The 15,814-nt window shown below is 64.5% G+C and carries 11 protein-coding genes; 2 read left to right on the top strand and 9 right to left on the bottom strand.

Translation table 11 applies throughout. From position 1 onward, the window contains the following. Nucleotides 1-305: 305 nt before the first annotated feature. From IHV84_RS11665 to IHV84_RS11650, 4 genes are all read right to left on the bottom strand, one after another. A complete protein-coding gene (locus IHV84_RS11665; protein ID WP_198846980.1) occupies nucleotides 306-1,877 on the bottom strand; it encodes a polyamine aminopropyltransferase in 1,572 nt (523 codons plus the stop codon). Nucleotides 1,878-2,020: 143 nt separating this feature from the next. After that, nucleotides 2,021-2,242: a DUF350 domain-containing protein gene (locus IHV84_RS11660; RefSeq protein ID WP_044396181.1), complete on the bottom strand. Its 222-nt coding sequence runs from the start codon at nucleotides 2,240-2,242 to the stop codon at nucleotides 2,021-2,023. Between the two features lie 45 nt (nucleotides 2,243-2,287). Beyond that, nucleotides 2,288-3,802 (bottom strand): DUF4178 domain-containing protein, encoded by a 1,515-nt coding sequence (locus tag IHV84_RS11655; RefSeq protein WP_198846979.1) that lies wholly within the window; start codon nucleotides 3,800-3,802, stop codon nucleotides 2,288-2,290. Nucleotides 3,803-3,919: 117 nt separating this feature from the next. After that, the gene (locus IHV84_RS11650; protein WP_198846978.1) at nucleotides 3,920-4,960 is read right to left on the bottom strand and encodes an SPFH domain-containing protein; all 1,041 of its coding nucleotides are present in this window, start codon (nucleotides 4,958-4,960) and stop codon (nucleotides 3,920-3,922) included. Between the two features lie 231 nt (nucleotides 4,961-5,191). Between IHV84_RS11650 and IHV84_RS11645 the strand changes: the two genes are divergently transcribed. Beyond that, nucleotides 5,192-5,437 carry a DUF2061 domain-containing protein gene (locus IHV84_RS11645; RefSeq protein WP_198846977.1) on the top strand — a complete coding sequence of 82 codons (246 nt, stop codon included), beginning with the start codon at nucleotides 5,192-5,194 and terminating at the stop codon, nucleotides 5,435-5,437. A 107-nt stretch (nucleotides 5,438-5,544) separates the two neighbouring features. Here the strand turns inward: IHV84_RS11645 and proX are convergent, their stop codons facing one another. The 4 genes from proX to IHV84_RS11625 form a co-directional block, all read right to left on the bottom strand. Continuing rightward, nucleotides 5,545-6,588: a glycine betaine/L-proline ABC transporter substrate-binding protein ProX gene (gene proX, locus IHV84_RS11640; RefSeq protein WP_198846976.1), complete on the bottom strand. Its 1,044-nt coding sequence runs from the start codon at nucleotides 6,586-6,588 to the stop codon at nucleotides 5,545-5,547. A gap of 131 nt (nucleotides 6,589-6,719) precedes the next feature. Then, nucleotides 6,720-7,979, bottom strand: a complete 1,260-nt coding sequence (gene proW / locus IHV84_RS11635; protein ID WP_198846975.1) for a glycine betaine/L-proline ABC transporter permease ProW — start codon at nucleotides 7,977-7,979, stop codon at nucleotides 6,720-6,722. A gap of 48 nt (nucleotides 7,980-8,027) precedes the next feature. Then, nucleotides 8,028-9,272 carry a glycine betaine/L-proline ABC transporter ATP-binding protein ProV gene (proV, locus tag IHV84_RS11630; RefSeq protein WP_044396171.1) on the bottom strand — a complete coding sequence of 415 codons (1,245 nt, stop codon included), beginning with the start codon at nucleotides 9,270-9,272 and terminating at the stop codon, nucleotides 8,028-8,030. 481 nt (nucleotides 9,273-9,753) lie between these two features. Then, nucleotides 9,754-10,308: an adenine phosphoribosyltransferase gene (locus tag IHV84_RS11625; protein ID WP_066694640.1), complete on the bottom strand. Its 555-nt coding sequence runs from the start codon at nucleotides 10,306-10,308 to the stop codon at nucleotides 9,754-9,756. Between the two features lie 361 nt (nucleotides 10,309-10,669). Between IHV84_RS11625 and IHV84_RS20680 the strand changes: the two genes are divergently transcribed. Continuing rightward, nucleotides 10,670-13,717 carry an EAL domain-containing protein gene (locus IHV84_RS20680; protein ID WP_198846974.1) on the top strand — a complete coding sequence of 1,016 codons (3,048 nt, stop codon included), beginning with the start codon at nucleotides 10,670-10,672 and terminating at the stop codon, nucleotides 13,715-13,717. Nucleotides 13,718-13,826: 109 nt separating this feature from the next. On the opposite strand, the gene IHV84_RS11615 is transcribed toward IHV84_RS20680, so the two are convergent. Further along, nucleotides 13,827-15,812, bottom strand: a complete 1,986-nt coding sequence (locus IHV84_RS11615) for a monovalent cation:proton antiporter family protein (RefSeq protein WP_198846973.1) — start codon at nucleotides 15,810-15,812, stop codon at nucleotides 13,827-13,829. Nucleotides 15,813-15,814: the final 2 nt, after the last annotated feature.

The raw sequence follows: 15,814 nt of genomic DNA, 5'->3' as shown, positions 1-15,814 counted from the left end.
CGGACCCTCGCGCCATCTTGCGCATGAAACGGGTGTCTGCACTCCGGGCCAAGCCCGCCATCTCCAGCGCCAGCACAGACGCCAGCACCGCCATCGCTACAGACAGCGCCACCAGCCAAGGATCATGCTGGGCCAAGAGCAGCGGATAGGGCTGTGCGTTATTAAGGAAAAAAAGGTCCAGCATCAGGGGCGCCTACGGCGATGAAGTCTTGGCAGCTTTGTAGCCGATTGTGACGTCCGTTACACCGGGCAGAACCCCTGCAAATCGCTCGGCGAATGCTGGCGGGGCACGGACCAAGGGCGGCTCAATGCGCCACCACCCTGCCCCATTCGCGCTCGTAGCTGTGTACCAGCGCCTGGTTGGACAGGCGGTTCACATCGGCCGGTACTCGCGCCATGTCCAGCGGGAAGTCAAACAGCAGTGGCAGCGTTTGCGGGCTCAGGAACTGCAGCCCCTCGGGCAGCGCATCGGGCATGCGCCAGGGGCGGCGGCTGGCCAGCACAAAGCCCCATTCACCAAAACTGGGCACATGCGCGTGGTAGGGCCGCGCCGTCAGGCCCACCGATTCGATGGTGGTGACCACCGTCCAGAAGCTCTGGCGTGCCACCAGGGGCGAAGTGGTTTGCACCACCGCGTAGCCGCTGGCGGACAGGCGCTTGTCCAGCAGCGCATAAAAGCTGTTGGTGTAGAGCTTGCCGATGGAGAAATTGGTGGGATCGGGGAAGTCCACCACGATCACGTCGAAAGTGTCCTGCCCCTGCTGCAGCCACTGGAAGGCGTCGGTGTTGACGATGTGCAGCTTGGGGCTTTGCAGCGCACCGCCGTTCAGCCGCGCCAGCATGGGGTTGGCCGTGAAGGCCTGGGTCATGGCCGGGTCCAGCTCCACCAGGGTGACCGATTCAACCGAGGGGTACTTGAGAATCTCGCGCACCGCCATGCCGTCGCCGCCGCCCAGCACCGCCACCCGCTTGGGCGCCCCGTGCGCGGCCAAGGCGGGGTGCACCAGGGCTTCGTGGTAGCGGTATTCGTCGGACTCGGAGAACTGCAGGTTGCCATTGAGAAACAGCCGGTGCCCGGCCTTGCCCTGGGTGACCACGATGCGCTGGTAGGGCGATGCAGTGCTGAACACGATGCGGTCCTGGTAGAACTTGTCTTCAGCCAGGGTGGTGATGTGGTCTGCCCCCACAAAGCCCGCCAGCAGCGCGCCCAGCACCAGCACACAGGCCACGGCATGGGCACGCAGGCGGCGCAGCTCACCGCGAAACAGCCACACCGCCCACAGCGCTACGGCCGCGTTCATCAGGCCAAACAGCAGCCCCGTGCGAATCAGCCCCAGCTGCGGCACCAGCAGCAGAGGAAACGCCAGCGACACCGCCAGCGCGCCCAGGTAGTCGAACGTGAGTACCTGCGAAACCAGGTCCTTGAGCACGGTGTTGCGCTTCAAGATGCGCATGACCAGCGGAATCTCCAGCCCCACCAGTGTGCCCACCATCAGCACCATGCCGTACAGCAAGAACCGGAACGCCCCCGGCACATAGGCATTGGCCAGAAACAATGTGGCTGGTAGCGCGCCACCGATCAGCGCCACCAGCAGCTCAATGCGCAAAAAGTGCGCAGGCAACTGCCGCTCAAAGTAGCGCGACAGCCACGACCCCACGCCCATGGCAAACAGATACGTGCCAATGATGGTGGAGAACTGCAGCACCGAATCGCCCAGCACATACGACGCCAGCGCCCCCGCCGCCAGCTCGTACAGGAGCCCGCAGGCTGCCACCACGAACACGCTGATGAGCAGGGCGATGTCGATGGGGCGCGGGCCAGCGCCCGAGGCGAGGGGCGCAAGGGCTGGAGGTGGAGAGCTTTCAGCGAGAGGCATGGAAAAGGCGCAGGGGTGCGGCGCTAGCGGGTGCGGGCGTCAACAGCCACAGGCACCGAAGGTCGAGACGAAGACAAAAGAAGTGGCCCGCAGCGCCCGCCGCAGCGGGCTGGGCGGCTGCGCGGCACTACAGGCCCCAACGCTCAATGGATGGCAGCTGCCACGATGATGCTGATGCCAAGGCACATGGCAGCCACCACCATGCCCAAAGCCTTGTTCTGCTTTTCCACAATCTCGCGCCACAGGTCGTAGGGCGTGATCTTGTCGATGATGATGAAGGCCGCCCAGAAGATGATGATGCCCATCAGGGCATAGAGCAATGTGCCGCCGATGGACAGGGGGTGAAGCCATTCAAATTTGGTCATGCGGTTCTCCGGTGAAATTCGGGTTGTTTCGATGTCATTGCGATGTCACTTGTGGCCGCCGCCCGAGGAGTAGCCGCCGTACGAGCCACCCGAGCTGCGGTAGCTGGAACTGGACGAGCAGTTCTCCACCCGCGGGTCGCAGCTGGAGCAGCGGCTGAGGATGATGAGCAGGATGATGATGACCACTGCAATCAGGATGATGGTGCCGCAACCCATGCCCGACTTGGCCACGAAGGGGCCGGGGTCGTCGCGCTGCAGCACGTCCTTCTTGTCATCGAGCTTGAAAGCCTTGGCCACTGTGTCACTTGCGATCTTGTCGCCGGCGGACCAGGTGACCTCATTGCGGCTTTGCTCCAGCGAGAGCACGCCCTTGCTGCTGCCAAAGTCGCGGTTGCTGGTTTTCTGCCCCCGGCTCACCTGCCAGTAGAACTCGCCCAGCACGTAGGTGGTTTCTGCCTCGTAGCTGTATTTGAGCTCGTACTTGGTGCCCATGTACGTGGCGGTGCGTCCGTTGGACGAGAGCTGGGGCGCGCCGGTGGTGGGGCGCACCATGCTCCAGCCCTCTTCGGAATCGACCAGGAAAGCAAAGCCGCGCTTTTGGTTGTAGAGCAGGTATTCGCTCCAGCCAAAGTGCTCATCGTCGCCGGGCTCCACGCCCATGCGGTGCTGAAAGCCCACCACCTGCCAGTGCACGCCCTGCAACTGGCCCTTGCTGCCCAGGGGGATGAGGGGCTGCACGGGCTCGTCTTGCACGGCGGCACGCAGCTCGCCGCCAACGCCGCTGTGCAGGTCAATGAGGCTGTTGCACGAGCCGCAGGTCAGGCTCTTGGTGGTGGACAGCTGCACCTGCACCGGTGCGCCGCAATGCGGGCAGTTGAACTGCCGGCCTTTTTCTTCCTTGGCCGATTCGTCTTTGAGGCCCTGCAGCTTGAGGTCTTCCAGCAGCACCGAGCGCCCCCGCTCCACGCTGGGCGGGGTATGGCCGTAGTCGATGCTGAGCACCTCACCATCGGCGCCGCGCAGCTCCACCATGTCAAACGGTTGGCCCAGCGGCGGCAGTTGGGGCAGTTCGCCCTGGGCAGACACCAGCTGCGCACTGCCGCTGTAGGCAACGCTATAGCTCTTGCCGTTGATGGCGGTGGTGGCCCCCAGGCGAAAGCGGCTGGCTTCGGGCAGCTCGCGGCCGGGGTCGATCTTGCGGGTGAAGACGTAGGAGCCGTTGTCCTCCCCCAGGCTGGCGGTGCTGCCGTCTTCCAGAAAGGCCACCCACTCCGTCCACACGCCTGCATCGCTTTTGAACTGCAGGCGGCCGATCAGGGTGAAGGGCTGCTCCTTGCCATCGAGGGTGATGCGCCCACTGGCAAAAAGCTGCAACGGGCTGTGGTCGTCGAACAGCTCGGCCATCTTGCCCAGGCGCGTGAGCACGTCGCCACTGCGCACCACCGTGCTTTGGCAGTAGCCGCAGACGGCATGGGTGGACTGGGCACTTTTGAATTCCACCGGCGCGCCACAGCCGGGGCAGGGTGCGCGATAGGCGCGCTGGGTGGGGTCTGTGGCCATGGGAAGGCAGTGGGCAAGAAGGCTTCACTTGCGAACAAGGGCTGAAGGCAAAATATGCCTCCAGCCCTTATACATCAAGCGCTAGTAGCTATTGATTCAATAGCAATCAAGATCCGGTCAGACCAGCTTTTTCAGCAGCTCTGCCTTCTTGGTGTCGAACTCTTCCTGGGTGAGGATGCCCTTGGCCTTGAGGTCGGCCAGCTTCTCCAGCGTGGCCATGACTTCGTCGGGCCGCACGCCCACCGGGGCCGCTGCAGCGGGGGCCGCCTGTGCCGCGCCGCCCTGCAGGCCTTGCTGCAGGTTCTGCGCCAGCACCTGGCCCAGGGCAACGCCCGCGCCCAAGCCCATGGCATCACCCGCCACACCACCACCGTTGCCAGCGCCTTCGGCAAATTTGGGGATGGCCTGCGCCGTCTGGTACTGCATGAACTTGCCCATGTCGTTGCCGACCATGCCCATGCCGATCTTCTGGTCGAGGATCTTTTGCAGCTCTTCAGGCAGCGAGACGTTTTGCACCGTCATGGCTTCGAGCAACAGCCCGATCTTGGCAAAGGCCGGTTGCAGTTCTTGCGCCAGGGCGTTGGCAAAGGCGATCTGGTTGGCGGCCAGGTCCAGGAACGGCAGGCCGCTGCTGGCAATGGCGTTGCTGATGTTTTGCAGCACCAGGCCGCGCAGCTGCCCGTCCACCTCGGCCACGGTGTAGGACTCGCGGGTGCCGGAGATTTCGGTGTGGAACAGCTTGGGGTCGGCAATGCGGAAGGCGTAGTTGCCGAAGGCGCGCAGGCGCACCGCACCAAAGTCTTTGTCGCGGATCGTGATGGGCTGGGGCGTGCCCCACTTCTGGTCGATCTGCTGGCGCGTGCTGAAGAAGTACACGTCGCTCTTGAAGGGGGACTCAAAAAGCTTGTCCCAGTTCTTCAGGTAGGTCAGCACCGGCAGCGTCTGCGTGGTGAGCTTGTAGGTGCCGGGGCCAAACACGTCGGCCACCTGGCCTTCGTTCACGAAGATGGCCATCTGCGACTCGCGCACCACCAGCGTGCCGCCGTTCTGGATTTCCATGCCCGCCATGGGGAAGCGCCAGGCAAGCGTGCCGTCGCTGTCTTCCGTCCACTGGATGACGTCAATGAACTGCTTCTTGATGAAGTCCATCAGGGCCATGTCTTCTCCCTTGCGTGATCGCTGTTGTAAGGCCGACCATCATAGCAACAGGGGTGTCGCCTCCCAAGGGGGAACAGGGGCACATGGCAGGCGCAGGCGCACGCAGCGGACGCCCCATACATAGCCTCTATCTTCAGATTATAACTTTTTCATTGGTTATTGCTATTGAGAATGACTACCATTTGAACCCAAGCCGCTCACCCGGCACCACCACCGATTGAGGAGCCCGCCATGTCCCACATCCGCCACATCGCCCATCAGAACAAAACCATGCTCTTGAAGACGGCCAGCTACTACGTCATCCACATCTGCGTGGCTGCCATGGTGGCTTACGCCGTGACGGGCAATTTGCTCGCGTCGCTCACCCTGAGCTTGCTGGAGCCCACGGTGCAGGCGGTGGCCTTCTTCTTCCATGAGAAGGCTTGGGCACGCAAACAGAACGCGCCGGTGGCACAAGCCGCCCCAGCGGTTGCCTGACCACAGTGGAGGAGCACCATGACACACACCCACTGGAATGACTTTGCAGGCTGGCTCACGCAGCGGCTGGCCGAGCAGGCGCGCTGCGGCGCCTGACTACGTCTGCGTTAACGCGCCGCAAGCGCCTGCGCCACCCAGCCATCAAAGGTCTTTTGGTGGGCCTTGATCCAGCCATTCACATGGCGCTCAATGTCTTGGGGCTTGTTCTCGCCATCGCGCATGCGCAGGTTCTGCGCGTTGACATCCGCCACCGGCAGTTGCATGACTTCAAAGAGCTTGGCGGCCGCAGGGTTCTTCTGCGCAAACGCCTTGTTGGCCACGATGCGCTGGGTGTTGACCGTGAAGCCGAAGTCCTTCCCGTCTGGCAGCTGGGTGCTGAGCTTGGCCTGCTCGCCAGGCAGCGATGAATGCGGCACCTGCAGCCAGACCACGTCCTTGCCCGGCTGCAGCACACCGCTGACCCAGTAGGGCGTCCAGGTGTAGTACAGGATGGGCTTGCCTTGCTTGTAGCGCGCGATGGTGTCGGCAATCAGTGCGGCATAGCTGCCCTGGTTGTGCGTGATGGTGCCGCGCAACTTGTAGGCCGTGAGTTGGTGCTCGATGACCAGCTCGCAGCCCCAGCCGGGGTTGCAACCGGTCAAGTCGGCCTTGCCGTCGCCATTGGTGTCAAACAGCTTGGCCAGAGCCGGGTCGGACAGTTGCGAGATGTGGGTGATCTTGTATTGGTCGGCGGTCTTCTTGTCGATCAGGTAGCCCTGCAAGGAATTGCGCACATAAGTGCCCTGCCGCCACAGCTTGTCGTCACCGCCCGCGTTGCGATAGAAGTCGGCGTGCAGCGGATCCCAATGGGTGGCCATGAAGGTGGCATCACCATTGGCCAGAGCCAGATGGCCGGTGGCGTACTCGGTTTCCTGGGGCGCTTTGACGGTGTAACCCAACTTCTCCAGCGCCTTGGAGACCAGTATGGTCTGAAACGCTTCTTCCGCAATCGAGCTTTGGATGGGCTGAACGGTGGTGCCCTTGCCGGGCAAGGTCGCATCGGCCTGTACGGCGCTGGCAGCCACGAACGACAACGCGCCGACCGCCAGCGCCTTGGCGATGTGCTGACGCGCCCGCAGAGAAACGGCTGAAATCAGTTTTGGGTTGTGCATGAATGTGCTCCTTCACAGTGGTTTGAATGCAATAGACCGGCGCGCCCGCCACCACAGCGGGTTCGCAACGATCAAAAGATGAGATGAGCGCGGGGAATGCGCAGGTGGGCGCGCAGATGGATGCGCTCGCGTCAAGCCGTCGCAGGGGCAGCGGGCAGCGGGGCGCCGTCGGCCATGTCTGCTGGCGCGTGGGGCACACGCTGGGCAGGCGCTGCGCGAAAGCGCGCCACCAGCCCAACCACCAGGCCCACCGGGCCGGCTTGCCACCAGTGGCGCGTGCCACGGCGCGGCTGGCCCATGGCCTGGGTGACGCGGTCGAGGGTGATGGCCAGCAACACAATGCCCAGGCCACCCACCGTGGCCAGCCCCATGTCCAGGCGCCCGATGCCACGCAGCACCATCTGGCCCAGGCCACCCACCGCGATCATGGAAGCGATGACCACCATGGACAAGGACAGCATCAGCGACTGGTTGATGCCCGCCATGATGGAAGGCATGGCCAGCGGCAGCTGCACCTTGACCAGCATTTGCCAGGGCGAAGCACCATAGGCGCGGGCCGCTTCAATCAGGTCCGGGCGCACCTGGCGAATACCCAGGTTGGTCAGCCGCACCAGCGGAGGCAGCGCGAACACGATGGTGACCACCACACCCGGCACATTCCCGATGCCAAACAGCATCACGACAGGGACCAGATAGACAAAGGCGGGCGTGGTTTGCATGGCGTCCAGGAACGGGCGCATCCAGCGCTGCGCGCGGTCGCTGCGCGCCAGCAGGATGCCCAGCGGCAAGCCAATGGCCATACAAAACGCCAGCGAGGTCAGCACCAGAGAGAGCGTGACCATGGCCTCGGGCCAGATGCCCAGCATGGCCACCAGCAGCAAGGACACTGCGGCACCGATGGCCACACCACGGCCCGCGCACTGCCAGGCCAGCAGACTCAAAATGGCCACCATCCACAGCGGCGGCACGCTTTGCAGCAAGCCCTCCATCTGGGTGAGCACGCCATCGATGGGCCCTCGCACCGCTTGGAAGAAAGGACGGAAATTCGTCACCACCCAGTCCAGTCCCTGGTTGATCCAGGACTCCACCGGCAGGCTGCCGTCCCACAGCTGGTGCAGCGCAAAGCCGGGGTCGGCGCCGTCCACGCCCGTGGTCGCGTCCAGGGGCGCGGTGGGGGCCGCCCCCATCCAGTCGCCCCCGGCATCCGGGGTGGCGACGGTGTCGCCCCAAGGGTTGTCAGGCGCGGCCGTGCTGGCGGCATCGGGGGTGGCCCACGGGTTGTCTGCCGCCTGTGCCGCCTGGTCGGGTTGCGGCGGCGCGGCGTCTGCGGTCATGGGTGCTTGGGAGGATGGCGCTTCGTAAGGATTCTTTTCAACGGTCAGATCGGACATGGTTCAGGGTCTTTCAAATTCTGGAATGGCAGGGCGGCTTGGGGCAGATCAGTGCATCTGCGCCGATGCCAAAGCGGGCTGCGAAGGCGGCACCGGCGGGGTGTCCCGGTCCAGAAACTTGAGCAAGGTGGTCTTGCTGATGGCGCCACCAAAGCGGCCGTCCGGCTGCACCACGGGCATCGCGAAGGGCGCACTGGCGACGCGGCCAAACAGCTCGCTGACGGGTTCGTCCGCCACGATGGGCTGCACCGCTGGCAGGTAGGCATGCGCCAGACCCAAGGGCCCCTGGTGCCCTGCCAAAGCCGAGCGCAAGGACTCTGCCGACACCACCCCCAAAAACTGCTGCGCGGGGCTGACCACATACGCGTACTCGCGGTCTTGGTCCTGCAGCATCTTCAACGCCGCGCGCGAGCCCCGGTCGGCATGCTCGGCCACCACGGTGAGGGGCTTTCGGGCGATGTCGGAAGCCTTGAACACGGCAGCCGCGTCCACACCGCGGATGAAACTGCGCACATAGTCGTTGGCGGGGTTGCGCAGGATGTCGTCGGGCGTGCCCACTTGCACCACCTGCCCATCTTTCATGATGGCGATGCGGTCGCCAATGCGCATGGCCTCGTCCAGGTCGTGCGAGATGAAGACGATGGTGCGCCGCCGCACCTTTTGCAGGCGCAGCAGCTCCGACTGCATTTCGGTGCGGATGATGGGGTCCAGCGCCGAAAACGCTTCATCCATGAGCAGGATGGAAGGGTCCGATGCCAGCGCCCTGGCCAGCCCCACGCGCTGCTGCATCCCGCCGGAGAGTTCGTCCGGGTAGCTGTCGCCCCACCCGGCCAGGCCCACCTGCTCCAGCGCCTGGGCTGCCTGCGCCTGGCGCTGGGCGCGATCCACGCCCGCCAGTTCCAGGCCCAGGGCCGTGTTGTCCAGCACCGTCATGTGAGGCATCAGGGCAAACGACTGAAACACCATGCTGATGTCTTTGCGGCGCAGCGCCCGCAGTTGCGCGTCGGGCAGTTGCGCGATGTCCACCCCGTCCACCAGGATGCGACCGGCGCTGGGTTCAATCAGCAAATTCAGCAGCCGCACCAGGGTGGATTTGCCTGAGCCCGACAGGCCCATGACCACAAAAATCTCGCCCGCCTCGATCGACAGGTGGGCGTCAAACACCCCGATGGACTGCCCCGTGCGGGCCAGGACTTCCTGCTTGCTCAGGCCTTGGCGAACCAGCGCCAGGGCCTCTTGTGGATCGTCTCCAAAGACCTTGAACACGTGATCAATAACGATTTGTTTTGCCATGGACTTCCTCCTCCCGGTTGAACGACACAAGCCGCCCCGCACGAGCGCAAGGTCCGAGAAGGGCGACAAGCCCACGCTTTGGCGATGCAGCAGCCTGGCAGCGCCATGCGGCGCGCCGAACGGCACGAAAAACGTGGGATTTACAGAGACCGACCCGGATGGCACGCGGCACACGTGCGCAAGGGTCGAGTAGCGGACGGGCCGCTGCGCGAGACCAGCTCGCTCGACATGGTTGGAGCGGACGCATGCCCGCTCCGGGCGCTGCCATTGCCAATGCGTTGGCAATACAGAGTCGCAAGCACGACTCCCGGCAGCACTTCACTCAAGGGTTGAACACCTGCGTGGCAGGTAGTGAAACACGGGAAAAGTCTACGAATTCTTACCATCAAAGTCAAAACACAGGGTTTTGCAAAAATGGTATTCGCGCGCAATGAAGCAAAAAAGCCGCCCGAAGGCGGCTAGATGCAGGCGGTAGCAAGCATCAATGGCCGGCAAAGTCCACCAGCGTGAACAGCGGCAAGCCAGACTCTTTCAGCCGGGCCGAGCCACCCAGTTCGGGCAAATCGACAATGGCCGCGCCCTCGGTGACGGTGGCGCCCAGCTTCTCCAGCAGGCGGCGCCCAGCCATCATGGTGCCGCCGGTGGCAATCAGGTCGTCAATCAGCAGCACGCGGTCGCCGGGTTTCACGGCATCGGTGTGCAGCTCCACCGTGGCGCTGCCATATTCCAGCTCGTAGGTCTCTTCCACGGTGGTGAAGGGCAACTTGCCCTTTTTGCGGATGGGCACGAAGCCCACGTTCAGCTCATAGGCCACCACGGCGCCCAGAATGAAGCCACGCGCATCCAGCCCGGCCACCACGTCGGGGCGCAGGGCCTTGTCCATGTAGCGGTGCACAAAGGCGTCGATCAGCACGCGGAACACCTTGGGGTCCTGCAGCAGGGGCGTGATGTCTCGGAACTGCACACCGGGCGCGGGCCAGTCGGGCACGGTGCGGATGTGTTGACGAAGGTATTGGTTGACGCTGAACGACTGCATGGCATGAGGCCGCGCGCCTGAAGCAAGCGCATTGCGGCAAAAAAAGCACCCCAAAGGGGCGAAGCCCCCGCGGGGGAAAAAGCCCTGGGGGCGCGAAAACACGGGTTCCCAGGCGGCGCTGACCCGCGCACACTGCACAGTAGAACAACGCCAAGCCCGATATTGTTCCAAATTGTGTGCGCCGTGGGCGACTTCTCTGCACAATGGCAAGCGAGCCACTCTGGTTCGCCCCCGCACGCACAGAACTGCAATGAAGCCAACGTACTTGTACCCCGGGCCCTGTCCCTGGCCCCCTTCGGTAACGGCTGCGGCATGCGGCCGGGTACGGCTCTTGCAATTGGGCCGGTAACCTTGCATCGCCATGCCTATCTGCGTCCTTCTCATTGACAACAATGCCTGCCACGCGCAGGTGGTGGTGTCGGCCTTGGCCGACCCCTGGCTGGGCTGGCAGGTGGATGTGGCCACCAGCGTGGAGGCGGGGCTGCAGCGTGTGCGCCAGGGCGGCGTGGACATCGTGATCTGCCGTCACCAACTTCAAGACGGCACCGCCTTTGATGTACTGGAGGTGCTGCAGGGCATTCCCGCCCTGGTGCTGGTGCGGCCGGGGCTGGAAGGCCATGCGGCACATGCCATGCGCCATGGGTTTGCCGACTTTGCGGTGCAAGACCCCGATTCCAACTACCTGCTGGCGCTGCCTGCGCAGATTGAGGCCGTGCTGGAACGCAGCACCAGCGCCCGCGCGCGGCGGTCCGCCGAGGCCATGCTCACCCGCCAGCACCGCTTGCTACAGGCCATCTCGCGGGCGCAGGCGGTGTTCATTGCCAGTGCCAAGCCCGAAGCTGCTTTCGATGCCCTGCTCGACGAGCTGATGGAGCTGACCCGCAGCAGCTTTGGCATGGTGGGCCACGTACAGCACACGCCCGGTGGCTCGCCCACGCTGCACTTGCACGCCATGACGGACATCCGCCGGGATGAGGCCACGCGCATGCAGACCGTGCGCCGCCTTCAGGAGGCACGGGTTTTTGACAACACCACCCCACTGGTCGGGCAGGTGCTGAAACACGAACAGCCCTTGATTCTGAAAGACGCCGACGCCAGTTGCCAGCCGCTGCCCGCCGGGCTGCCGCCGCTGGGGGCTTGCATGGCGCTGCCCATCCATGCCGCGCAGGAGCTGGTGGCCGTGGTGGTGCTGGCCAACAGCCACAGCGGCTACGGCAGTGCGGACATCCAGTTCCTGCAGCCGCTGCTCAGCACCGTGGGCCAGCTGGAAATGGCGCGCCGGGCGGAAGAAGACCGGCGCCAGGTGGACGCCCAGCTGGTGCGCACCAGCGCGCTGCTGGGTGAAAAAACCAACGCCCTGGAAGCCACGCTGGCCAGCGTCCCGCAGGGCATCGTGAAGGTGGATGCCGACGGCAAGATCCGCGTGTTCAACCAGCGCTACCTGGAACTGCTGGAGCTGCCCCGCGAGTTCATGGCCACCGAGCCCACCCACGAAGACATCGTGCGCTTTCAAACCGAGCGTGGCGACTTTGGCCAGGGCTTTGAGCTGATAGAAGCCGGCGCGCGGGCCTACGTGCAAGCCGAATACGCGGTGAAAGGGCGCGGCCAGACGGTGCCCGACACCTATGTGCGCCGCACGAGCAAGGGGCGGTCCCTGGAAGTGCGCACCCGCACCATGCCCGACGGCGGCCTGGTACGCACGTTCACCGACGTGACCGATTACGTGGGCACCCTGGAGGCCCTGCGCCAAAGTGAAGCGCGCTGGCGCAGCCTGACTCACCTGTCCTCCGACTGGTATTGGGAGCAGGACGAGCAACTGCGCTTTGTGCGGCTGGACGGGCGCTCCAGCAACCAGGTGGGCATCCAGGACGACTCCTTCTACGGCCGCACCCGCTGGGAGCTGGACAACACCTTTGTGGATGACAAGCTGTGGCGGGAACACCGTGCCAAGCTGCAGGCCCACGAGGTGTTCCACAACTTCGAGATCCAGCGCCGCAAGCCCTCGGGCGAGTGGATGTGGGTGTCCGTCAGCGGAGAGCCCATCTTTGACAAGCAAGGCCAGTTTGCGGGTTACCGGGGCATCGGGCGCGACATCACGGCGCAAAAGCGGGCCGAAGCAGAGATCCAGCGCCTGGCGTTCTACGACGAGCTTACCGGCCTGCCCAACCGGCGCCTGCTGATGGACCGCCTGGAGCGCGCCGTCACCCAAAGTGCCCGCAAAGGCACCCACGGGGCCTTGCTGTTTCTGGACCTGGACAACTTCAAGGGCATCAACGACACCCTGGGGCACGAATGGGGTGACCGGCTGCTGACCCTGGTGGCCCAGCGCATCACCGCCAGTGTGCGGGCCAGCGACACGGTGGCCCGCCTGGGCGGCGACGAATTTGTGCTGGTTCTGCAAGGGCTGCCGCCGGAGCCCACCGAAGCGGCGGGAGAAGCCGAACTGGTCGCGCAAAAAGTGCTGCAGGAGCTGAGCCGGCCCTATATGCTGGAAGACGCCGTGCTGTACAGCACGCCCAGCATCGGCATCACGCTGTTTCGCAACCAGGAGCAGTCGGTGCATGAGCTGCTCAAGCGCGCGGATTTGGCCATGTACCAGGCCAAGGCCCAGGGCCGCAACACCCTGTGCTTTTTTGACCCGGCCATGCAGGCGGCGGCATCGGCACGCTCGGCCCTGGAAGGCGACATCCGCCTCGGTATTGAGCGCAACGAGTTTCTGCTGCACTACCAGCCCGTGGTGAACGCCGCCGGCCACCGCATGGGCGTGGAAGCCCTGGTGCGCTGGCACCACCCCCAGCGCGGCATGGTGTCGCCGGGCGAATTCATTCCGCTGGCCGAACAAACAGGCCTGATCCTGCCGCTGGGCCAGCAGGTGCTGCGCATGGCCTGCACCCAGCTGGCACAGTGGAGCCAGCAGCCGGACACTTGCGACTGGACAGTGGCCGTGAACGTCAGCGCACAGGAGTTTCGCCACCCCGATTTCGTGAAGCGGGTGTTGGACGCGCTGCGGGAAAGCGGCGCCAACGCGCACCAGCTCAAGATCGAGCTGACGGAAAGCCTGCTGCTGCAGGACGTGGAAGACGGCATTGCCAAGATGCGCGCCCTGCGCGAGCAGGGCGTGGGCTTCTCGCTGGACGACTTTGGTACCGGCTACTCGTCGCTGAGCTACCTCAAGCGGCTGCCGCTGGACCAGCTCAAGATCGACCAGAGCTTTGTGCGCGACGTGCTCACCGACCCGAACGACGCCGCCATCGCCTGCACCATCGTCACCCTGGCCCAGAGCCTGGGGCTGGATGTGGTGGCCGAAGGGGTGGAAACCGAAGGCCAGCGCGAGTTCTTGCTGCGCAACGGCTGCCACCAGTTTCAGGGCTACCTGTTTGGCAGGCCGGTACCAGCAGATCAGCTTTAGTCGCTATTAAAATCATAGCTGCTTGCGCTTACTGCATAAACGCTACAGGCCAATTTCATCCAAATCTCCGCCCCCCGCTGGCAGGCAGCGCCGGGGCGGGCGAGCCGTGCTAGCCGCGCAGCAGCTTGTCTTCGGCCAACGCCAAGGCAGTCGGGTGGCCCGACAGCACCAGGGTGTCGCCCTCTTGCAGCACGGCGTCGTCTGCTGCCGCAGCTTGGTGACCATTGGCGCGTCGCAGGTTGACCACGCGCACCCCCACCGCTGTCAAGGCCAGATCGCCCAGCGGGCTGCCCAAGGCCTTGGCTCCTGGAGGCAGGCTCACGGTGCTCATGCGCTCCTGGTCGCGTTCGTTCGGGGTGTCGTCATCCGCCCCATGGAAGTACCCGCGCAGCATGTTGTAGCGGGCATCGCGCTGGTCCTGCACCACGCGCAGCACGCGCCGCATGGGCACACCCACCAGCGCCAGTGCGTGGCTGGCCAGCATCAGGGACCCTTCAATGGCCTCGGGCACCACTTCGGTGGCGCCAGCGTCCTGCAGTTTGTCGAGGTGGGCATCGTCCTGCGTGCGCACCACCACGGGCACTTGCGGCGCGTGCGAACGGGTGTTGGCCAGCACCTTGAGGGCGGCGGGCACGTCGATGTAGGTCACCACCACGGCACTGGCGCGCACCAGGCCGGCCGCCATCAGGGCTTGCAGGCGGGTGGCATCGCCATACACCACCGAATCGCCTGCAGCTGCAGCCTGGCGCACCCGGTCGGGATCCAGATCCAGCGCCATGTAGGGAATGCCTTCGCGCTCCAGCATGCGCGCCAGGTTCTGGCCGCAGCGGCCGTAGCCGCAGATGATGACGTGCTTGCTGGTGTTGATGGTCTTGCGCGCAATGGTGGTCATCTGCAGCGACTGCTGCATCCAGTCGCTGGCCACCAGCTTCATCACGATGCGGTTGCTGTACATGATGAGGAAGGGCGTGGCCAGCATCGACAGCACCATGGCCGCGAGGATCGGGTTCATCAGCGCGGGCTGCACCAGCCCGTTTTCCTGGGTGAGCGACAGCAGCACAAAGCCAAACTCGCCCGCCTGCGCCAGGAACAGCCCCGAGCGCAACGCCACCCCTGTGGTCGCCCCCATCAGCCGCGCCAGCACCAGAATGATGACCGCCTTGACCAGCAGCGGCACCGCCAGCAGCGCAAGCACCAGCGCCCAGCGGTCTACCAGAATGTGCCAGTCCAGCATCATGCCGATGGTGATGAAGAACAGCCCCAGCAGCACATCGTGGAAGGGGCGAATGTCCGTGCCCACCTGGTGGCGGTATTCGGTTTCTGACACCAGCACGCCGGCAATGAACGCGCCCAGCGCCAGGCTCAGGCCCGCCAGTTCGGTCAGCCAGGCCAGGCCCAGGGTGATGAGCAGCAGGTTCAGCATGAACAGCTCTTCGCTCTTGCGGCGGGCCACCAGGGTCAGCCACCAGCGCATGAAGCGCTGCCCGCCCGTGAGCAACAGCCCCACCAGAACCACGGCCTTGATGAGCGCCCAGCCCAATGCGGGCAGCAAATGTTCCGACGCAGAGCCCAGGGCTGGAATCAAAATCAGCAGCGGCACCACGGCCAAATCCTGGAACAGCAGAATGCCCATCACCCTGCGGCCGTGCTCGCTTTCCAGCTCAGCACGCTCGGCCATCAGCTTGACCACGATGGCGGTGCTGCTCATGGCCAGCACGCCTGACAGCGCCAGCGCCGTCTGCCAGCCCATATCCCAGATGCCGCCCACCCAATGCGACAACGCCACGCCACCCACGGTCACCACGGCCATGGTCAGCAACACCTGCATCAGCCCCAGCCCAAACACCTGCTTGCGCATGGCCAGCAGCTTGGGCAGGCTGAATTCGAGTCCGATGGCAAACATCAAAAACACCACCCCAAACTCGCCCAGGTGCCGCACCCCCTCGGAGTTTTGCGCCAGCGCCATGGCGTGGGGGCCGATCAGCACGCCCGCGGCCAGATAGCCCAGCATGGGTGGCAATTTGAGACTGCGACAGGTAACCACGCCCAGCACTGCGGCCAGCAAATAAAGCAAAGTCAGAGCAAGTGAGGACATAC

It is taken from the genome of Acidovorax sp. IB03, from assembly GCF_016406015.1.
In the GTDB taxonomy this organism is placed as follows: Bacteria; Pseudomonadota; Gammaproteobacteria; order Burkholderiales; family Burkholderiaceae_C; genus Acidovorax; species Acidovorax temperans.
The sequence above is the reverse complement of the archived record's forward strand: the minus strand, read 5'-3'. Positions and strand labels throughout refer to the sequence as shown.

Bases quoted from the DNA above. Each gene is read 5' to 3' on its own strand.
- IHV84_RS20680 (WP_198846974.1), top strand. From the start codon at position 10,670: ATGCCTATCTGCGTCCTTCTCATTGACAACAATGCCTGCCACGCGCAG.
- proV (WP_044396171.1), bottom strand. From the start codon at position 9,272: ATGGCAAAACAAATCGTTATTGATCACGTGTTCAAGGTCTTTGGAGAC.
- IHV84_RS11650 (WP_198846978.1), bottom strand. From the start codon at position 4,960: ATGGCCCTGATGGACTTCATCAAGAAGCAGTTCATTGACGTCATCCAG.
- IHV84_RS11645 (WP_198846977.1), top strand. From the start codon at position 5,192: ATGTCCCACATCCGCCACATCGCCCATCAGAACAAAACCATGCTCTTG.
- IHV84_RS11655 (WP_198846979.1), bottom strand. From the start codon at position 3,802: ATGGCCACAGACCCCACCCAGCGCGCCTATCGCGCACCCTGCCCCGGC.
- IHV84_RS11615 (WP_198846973.1), bottom strand. From the start codon at position 15,812: ATGTCCTCACTTGCTCTGACTTTGCTTTATTTGCTGGCCGCAGTGCTG.
- IHV84_RS11625 (WP_066694640.1), bottom strand. From the start codon at position 10,308: ATGCAGTCGTTCAGCGTCAACCAATACCTTCGTCAACACATCCGCACC.
- IHV84_RS11665 (WP_198846980.1), bottom strand. From the start codon at position 1,877: ATGCCTCTCGCTGAAAGCTCTCCACCTCCAGCCCTTGCGCCCCTCGCC.
- proX (WP_198846976.1), bottom strand. From the start codon at position 6,588: ATGCACAACCCAAAACTGATTTCAGCCGTTTCTCTGCGGGCGCGTCAG.
- IHV84_RS11660 (WP_044396181.1), bottom strand. From the start codon at position 2,242: ATGACCAAATTTGAATGGCTTCACCCCCTGTCCATCGGCGGCACATTG.
- proW (WP_198846975.1), bottom strand. From the start codon at position 7,979: ATGTCCGATCTGACCGTTGAAAAGAATCCTTACGAAGCGCCATCCTCC.